The organism is Pseudomonas sp. AC463 (genome assembly GCF_979253585.1).
In genome coordinates this window covers 1-255 of record NZ_CEEDDZ010000866.1, presented here as the reverse complement: position 1 = coordinate 255, position 255 = coordinate 1, and the positions used below count along the sequence as shown (strand labels likewise).

Sequence of the window (255 nt, the reverse complement as noted above, 5' to 3'; positions counted from 1 at the left end):
GCATGATGTCGTTGCCGACCTCCGGGAACGACAGGCAGGCGACCGCGCGCCATTCGGCGATCCTGCTCCACCACTCGCGCGTGTCCGGCTTCGGATGCTGGCGGCTTTTCCAGATGCGGACCATGTCTTCCATCGCATGGCCGGCATCGGCGACGATCGGCAGGTCGATCCGCACCGTCTTGTTGATCGACGAGCGGTCGATGTCGATATGAACCTTGCGGCTGTTCGGGCTGAACGCGTCCAGCCGCCCGGTGA

Annotated in this window: 1 pseudogene; it reads right to left on the bottom strand. The window is 64.7% G+C overall.

The annotated features are described in order from the left end of the window. Nucleotides 1-255, bottom strand: a pseudogene (locus AC0IYH_RS32695) (hypothetical protein); the annotation flags it as partial.